This is a genomic window from Kitasatospora saccharophila (genome assembly GCF_039529925.1).
Taxonomy (GTDB): domain Bacteria; phylum Actinomycetota; class Actinomycetes; order Streptomycetales; family Streptomycetaceae; genus Kitasatospora; species Kitasatospora saccharophila.
Genome location: NZ_BAAANS010000061.1, coordinates 40,673 through 46,989 on the forward strand (window position 1 = coordinate 40,673; position 6,317 = coordinate 46,989).

The 6,317-nt window shown below is 68.4% G+C and carries 5 protein-coding genes; 1 reads left to right on the top strand and 4 read right to left on the bottom strand.

Annotated features, from left to right (window positions below; genetic code table 11):
• Positions 1 to 64 precede the first annotated feature (64 nt).
• The 3 genes from ABD345_RS32515 to ABD345_RS32525 all read right to left on the bottom strand — a co-directional run bounded on the left by ABD345_RS32515 (position 65) and on the right by ABD345_RS32525 (position 3,708).
• On the bottom strand, positions 65 to 2,737 hold the full coding sequence (locus ABD345_RS32515; protein ID WP_344557434.1) for a tetratricopeptide repeat protein: 2,673 nt from the start codon (positions 2,735 to 2,737) through the stop codon (positions 65 to 67).
• The gene (locus tag ABD345_RS32520) at positions 2,734 to 3,105 is read right to left on the bottom strand and encodes a hypothetical protein (protein WP_344557435.1); all 372 of its coding nucleotides are present in this window, start codon (positions 3,103 to 3,105) and stop codon (positions 2,734 to 2,736) included. Before ABD345_RS32520 ends, ABD345_RS32515 begins: the two co-directional genes overlap by 4 nt.
• A gap of 249 nt (positions 3,106 to 3,354) precedes the next feature.
• Positions 3,355 to 3,708: a hypothetical protein gene (locus ABD345_RS32525; protein WP_344557436.1), complete on the bottom strand. Its 354-nt coding sequence runs from the start codon at positions 3,706 to 3,708 to the stop codon at positions 3,355 to 3,357.
• Positions 3,709 to 3,896: 188 nt separating this feature from the next.
• On the opposite strand from ABD345_RS32525, the gene ABD345_RS32530 reads away from it, so the two are divergent.
• The gene (locus tag ABD345_RS32530; RefSeq protein WP_380276240.1) at positions 3,897 to 5,183 is read left to right on the top strand and encodes an IS256 family transposase; all 1,287 of its coding nucleotides are present in this window, start codon (positions 3,897 to 3,899) and stop codon (positions 5,181 to 5,183) included.
• Between the two features lie 64 nt (positions 5,184 to 5,247).
• Here ABD345_RS32530 and ABD345_RS32535 read toward each other — a convergent pair.
• The coding region (locus tag ABD345_RS32535) for an ISL3 family transposase (RefSeq protein WP_344557438.1) at positions 5,248 to 6,317 on the bottom strand (1,070 nt) is incomplete at its 5' end.

The following is a 6,317-nucleotide window of genomic DNA, read 5'->3' on the forward strand; positions in this document are numbered from 1 at the left end:
CGAACGGTCGACCCCGGGCACCATTGGCCGCGCGATGGGACCAGGACGTGGATCTCCGGCCGGTTCAGTCCTCGTCCGGCACCGCGACCGCTCCGTCCCGGCCGTGCAAGCGAGTGAAGATCGGGTTGGTGACGGAGATGTCCCGCTCCATGGTGTCGGCCTCCTCAGCGCGGCCTTCCGTTCGGAGGGTGCGGATCACGTCGTGAGCAACTGCGGCCTCGTTCCATTCGTACGAACCGGACCTGTAGACCCCGAGCGCGGCGTCGAAGTCGGCATGCGCCTCCGGGTACCGGCCGAGTTCGCGATAGGCCACGCCGCGCAGGTGACGTGCCATGGCGCCCGCGTAGGAATCGCCGGCTGCCGCACAGGCGTCCACGGCGAGAGTGAGCGGCGCCTCGGCGTCCTGGGGACGTCCGGCACGCAGGTGCAGCCAGCCGGCATCCCGCTGGGTGTGCGCCACCCACATCTCGTCGCCCAACTGCTCGAACAGCGCGATCGCCTCGCGGGCAGTCGTGGCAGCGTCATCGAGCTGTCCCATGCCGGCGAGGACGCGGATCCGGGCATTGTTGACCCGGCCGACCCACAGCCGCTCGCCCATCGGGCCGAAGATACCCTCCGCCCTGCGGTAGCAGTCGAGTGCCTTCTGACGCTCTCCGAGGAGCCGGTAGATCTTGCCGAGGGCGTACTCGGTGGCGCCTTCCCACCGGCGGTCGCCGAGGAGCCTGAAGTCGTCCCTGGCCGACTCAAGGAGCGGGGCCGCTTCCGCCGGACGGCGCAGATAGCCCAGTGTCTCAGCCAGGGTGCGCCGCAGACGCGCCTGAGCCCTCAGGTCGCCCGCCTGTTCGGCGATGCGCAGGGCCTCCCGCTGGCTCTGCTCGCCCAGCTCCGGTTTTCCACGCCAGCGCTGTAGCTCGCCCAGCAGTTCGAAGGAACCGAGGGTGTGCCAGGAATCGCCGACCGCGCGAAGCTGGTCAGCCGCGGTCGTCATACGGTCGAGGGCGGTACGGTAGTCGCCCTTCATGGAGTACGCCCGGGCGATCACTATTGTGTCCCGGGCCCGTGCGGTCAGGTCTTCGGAGCTCTCCGCCGTATCGTCGCTGCCCGGGGACAGAAGCGATAGCACCTTGTCCGGGTTGCCTTCGGCGATGGCAGCCATCGCGCGTGCCCTGCGGAGAGCGGCCAGCACCCGCAACCGGGTCTCCCCCGGAACGTTGAAGAGCCAGTCGGCGGAGTTCGGTGCCAGAGTGATGTCGTCGAGGAAGTACGACAGCGCCTCGCCGATCTCCGCCGCCACCGTGTTCAGCCCCAGGTTTCGCGCATGGTCGATCGCCCAGAGGAGGCGGTCTTGCTCTCCGGCGACCCACTCGGCGGCTGTCATCGACGACCCACGGAGGTCCGGCACGCGCTCGGGGGCGATCTCGGCGCGCAGTTCCGGGGCGCGCTGAGCTGCCCAATGGACGACGGCGTCGCGGTAGGCCCGGACCAGGCGTTCCTCCAGAGCGTTCCGTTCCTCCGGCGGCAACTCCTCGTACTGACGGGCAGTGAAGACACGGATCAGGTCGTGCATGCGGTAACTGCCCTCGAAGTCGCCGCCCCCTTCCCCGTCCAGCGTCTCCATCAATGCGACCTCGACCAGTTCGTCGCTGGCCGCGAGCCCGGCCCCGTGGGTGGCCGCGAGCCGGGCGAAGTGCCAGTCCGTCAACCGGCCCACGGGCAAGGAGGCGAGCATGGCGAAGGAGGACCGAGTGGTCGACGTGAGGCTCTCGAAACTGAAGATGAGGCAGGCAGTCAGACTGCGATTGTCGGAGTTCAGGTGGTCCAGGCGGCTTCTCTCGTCCTCCAAAAGCAGGCGCATGCGGCCAAGACTGTGGCCCGAGCGCTGCTTCAGCTTGCAGCCGACCAACCGCAGGGCCAGCGGGAGGTTGCCGCAGAATCGGACGATGTCCATGGCCGCCGCCATCTCGGCGGCAACGCGTTCCTGCCCTGCGTAGAGGGAGAGCACGGCAAGTGCGTTCCGGTCGTCCGGCAGGTACACCGGGACGGGTCCCCGCTGGGTGGTGCTGTTGAGGGACAGCGCCCGTCGAGAGGTGATCAGTACCGAGCATCCGGCGCCAGTGGGCAGCAGCGGCTCGATCTGGTCCGTACTGTGCGCGTTGTCCAGCAGGACGAACAGTCTCAGGTCGGCGGTGAGTGTCCGGAACATCGCCGCCCGGCCGGCGACGGAGCGCGGCATGTCCTCCCGCGCCACGTGCAGGCTGCCGAGCATGTGGCCGAGGGCGTCCGCGCTGCTTGTCGGAGTTGCCTTGTCACCGTGGAGCTCGACGTAGATCTGGCCGTCCGGGTAGGCGTCCTTCACCTCGTGCGCAGCATTGAGCGCCAAGGCAGTCTTTCCCACCCCGGGCTGGCCGTGCACAACGACGAGCTTCGACTGGCTCTCGGCGCCGCTCGACGGGAGCGTGCGATTGCCGGGCACGGGCACGTCTCGGAAATAGGTGCACAAACCCTCCAGGGTGGTGGTCTCGCCCGCAAGCGCTTCCCTGGTGGGAAGTTCGCGAGGCGGCAGCGGAATGGCGTCCAGTCGATGGGGCCGAGCCTGGACGACCATCTGATCCACCTGCAGGGCGACCACGTTGGCGATGTTGCCACCTGCGACGATCGAGCCCTGCTCGGCCCTCAGTCCGCCACGGCCCTGCCCTTTGTCGCGACCTGAGCCGCGCCGCCACCACGCGGCACTCACCGGGGCCCCTGGTACGCCGACGAACCATCGATGTCGCCAGCGGCGGCGATCGACCCGCCGTCCGCCCAAACCCCCGCATCAGGAGGCGAACTCGCCCCCGCTTGCCGCCGTCCATCGTCGCTTCGCGCCTGGACATTCCGCACGCTCCCGGCCGAGGCGACCGACCCGCCGCGCGCCACCGCCACCACCGACGGCCGCTGCCGCACGTGCGCCACCAGCGACAGGACGAAGCCGGCGACGGTGAAGAACAAGCTCAGCACACTGCTCAACTTGTCGGCCCGGTCCAGGCCCAGGAGGGTCATGAACAGCGCCAAGCCGATGGTGCCGGTGATCGCGCCTGCCCAGCGCAGCAACTGCCAGTTTGTCATCAGACTATGATGGCGCATCAGCTACCCGGGTGGGGAGGGTGCGACGGAGTCGATATCCGCCAACAGCAGTGCACCCGTGACGGCCCCGCCCCGCCATAGGCTGTGCCGACTGTCCCCACCAACTGCCCGCGCTCGCCGACAGGATCTCGCGCCGCAGGGCGGCGTCGGCGAGATAGTCGCAGATGAACGCCGTACGCACCGCGCGGTCCGGTTCGTCAGCACGATCCCGCTGGTCGTCCGCCTACTCGATCATGGTCTGGGAAGTGTCTTCAGCGGTAGAACTGTTCCACGGGTCGCCTCGTCATTCTGCGATCGGAGCTTGCGGGCGTCCTCGGCCAGCTCAGCATTGCGTAGAGCCAGTGCCTGGATCTGGTTGGCGTAGGTGTTGATCGTTTCCTGGAGTTCGCGGATCTCGGCGGCCTTCTCCTTGCGGAGCTCACGCTCTGTCTTGCGCAGGCGTCTGATCTCGGCCTTGAGCTCGTCAACCTCCGGACGCTTACTGTCGGGGGCCGCGAGGATCTCCTTGATCGCGGCGGCCACCGGAGAGCGGTAGTAGGAGGCTCGGCCCACTCCGGCTTCTGCCGCGATGTTGACGACGGTCAAGCTTCCGTCGGTCGTTTGGGGGCGCCCGTGCGTGAGTTCTTCGAACGCACGCATGATCCGCCGGTCGATCTCGCCCAGGTTCGGGTGTTCCCGGGCGAGACGGGCGAAGACGGTCTCGATGGTGCTGGAGCGGGTCTGTACGGTGACCGGTGTATCTCCTGATCAAGGAAGAGCACCTGATGAGCGACGTGATCGTCTCGGTTGAGGCGGTTGAAGAGGTCCGGCCGGCCGGGCTGGCGACGGACCTGCTGGACGAGCAGTTGATCGGGCAGTTGGTCGACCGGGCCCGCGCGAGCGGCCTGCAGTTGACCGGCGAGGGCGGGCTGCTGCAGCAGCTGACCAAGCGCGTGCTGGAGTCCGCTCTGGAGGGAGAGATCACCGACCACCTCGGCTACGAGAAGCACGACAAGGCCGGGGCCGGTAGTGGCAACTCCCGCAACGGGGTCCGCTCGAAGACCGTACTGACGGACGTCGGCCCGGTCGAGATCGACGTGCCGCGCGACCGCGAGGGCTCCTTCGAGCCACAGCTTGTCAAGAAGCGCCAGCGGCGGTTGTCCGGCGTCGACGAGATGGTGCTGTCCCTCTCGGCCCGGGGCCTGACGCATGGCGACATCTCGGCCCACTTGGCCGAGGTCTACGGCGCGAGCGTGTCCAAGTCGACGATCTCCACCATCACCGACAAGGTCATGGACTCGATGGCCGAGTGGCAGAACCGCCCCCTGGACCCGGTCTACCCGGTCGTGTTCATCGACTGCATCCACGTGAAGGTCCGCGACGGACAGGTCGCCAACCGTCCCGTCTACGTCGCCCTGGCGGTCACCGTGGACGGCGCCCGCGACATCCTGGGCCTGTGGGCCGGCGATGGCGGAGAGGGCGCCAAGTACTGGCTCCAGGTCCTCACCGAGATCAAGAACCGCGGCGTCGAGGACGTCTGCATGGTCGTCTGTGACGGCCTGAAGGGCCTACCGGACGCCATAGGCGCGGTCTGGCCGCAGGCGATCACGCAGACCTGCGTCGTGCACCTGATGCGCGCCAGCTTCCGCTACGCGGCCCGCCAGGACTGGGACAAGATCTCGAAGGCGCTCAAGCCCGTTTACACCGCTCCGACCCAGGACGCCGCCGAGGAGCGGTTCCTGGAGTTCCAGGAGGCATGGGGGACGAAGTACCCGGCGATCGTGCGGCTGTGGGAGAACGCCTGGGCCGAGTTCGTGCCCTTCCTGCAGTTCGACGTCGAGATCCGCCGCATCGTCTGCACGACGAACGCGATCGAGTCGGTCAACGCCCGTATCCGCAGGGCCGTCCGGGCCCGCGGGCACTTCCCGAACGAGCAAGCGGCCCTGAAGTGCGTCTACATGGCCGTCATGAGCCTCGACCCCACCGGCCAGGGACGCAAACGCTGGACCATGCGATGGAAGCCCGCCCTCCAGGCGTTCGACATCACCTTCGACGGCCGACTCTCCATCGGCCGCCGGTAACTCACACAACATCAGATACATCACTGGGCTCTGTCCCGTAATCGGTGGTGACGCTGTGTCGTGGTCACTGGAGGAGGATTCGGTGGCGGAGCAGAGGGAAGCCGGCCCGGCCGTGCATCTGCCGCATAATCCGTTTGGTTCGGGTGTTGACGCCCTCGGTACGGCCGTTGCTGTGGGGGAGGGTGAGTCCGGCATTGACGGCGGCGCGGTCGAGTTCGAGACCGTTCGCGAAGGAGTGCAGCTGGGGAAGGTCGGCGGTGCGGACCCGGGTGATCCAGTCGGCGAGCTTGGCGGCGTTGCCCTCGGCCGGTGTCAGCAGCATGGCGAACTCGCGCGTGAGGCATACGAGTTCGGTCATCTCAGGGCAGGTCTGGGCGAGTTCCCGCAGGAGTTCGGTGTCCTTGTCGCGGAGGTTCTCGGGGCGGGTGAGCAGGAGGCGGGCGAAGTGCTTCGGGGTGGTGACGGGCCTCTCGCCCTCGGCGCGGCCCTGGTTGAGGTAGCGGACCAGCAGGTTCGCGCTGCCGGTGTAGCCGAGTTCCTTGATCTCGCGCAGGAGGTGGGTGACCGGTACTGCGGGGCCCTCGGCCCGGCGCCTGCGCAGGTGGTCGCGGTAGGGGTCGACGAGCGTGGGCTTGTAGCGGGGCGCGCGGCGGTCGCCGGTGGGCTCGTTCATGCGGGAGTACCGCTTGACGGTGTTCAGTGCGACGTCGAGGCGGCGGGCGCATTCGAGCAGGCCGACGCCCTGGCCGAGCAGGTCGTGGACCTTGTGCCACCGGTCGCGGGTGGTCTGCTCGCGCACGCCTCCGGGTCGGACGGGGTTCACGGCGGTGGCCCAGCAGGCGGCGTGCGAGCGGACCTCGGCCAGGACCCTGTCGCACAGGTTCGACCACAGGTGCCACCTGTCGATCACCTGCACCGCGTCGGGCAGGGCCCGGCGGATCGCCTCTCCGTAACAGCCGGATCCGTCCCGGCAGACCACCTCGACCCCGGGGTGCTCGCGCAGCCACACGGTCAGTGCCGAAGCGGTGCGGCCGGGCAGGACGTCGATCCGCTCCCCGGTCTCGGCGTCGATGACCACGGTCGCGTAGCGGTGCCGGCGCTTGAGGGCGAAGTCGTCGACTCCGAGCACCCGCG

What these genes read in the sequence shown, in the direction of transcription:
- ABD345_RS32520 (WP_344557435.1), bottom strand. Translation starts at nt 3,105, where the DNA reads ATGACAAACTGGCAGTTGCTGCGCTGGGCAGGCGCGATCACCGGCACC.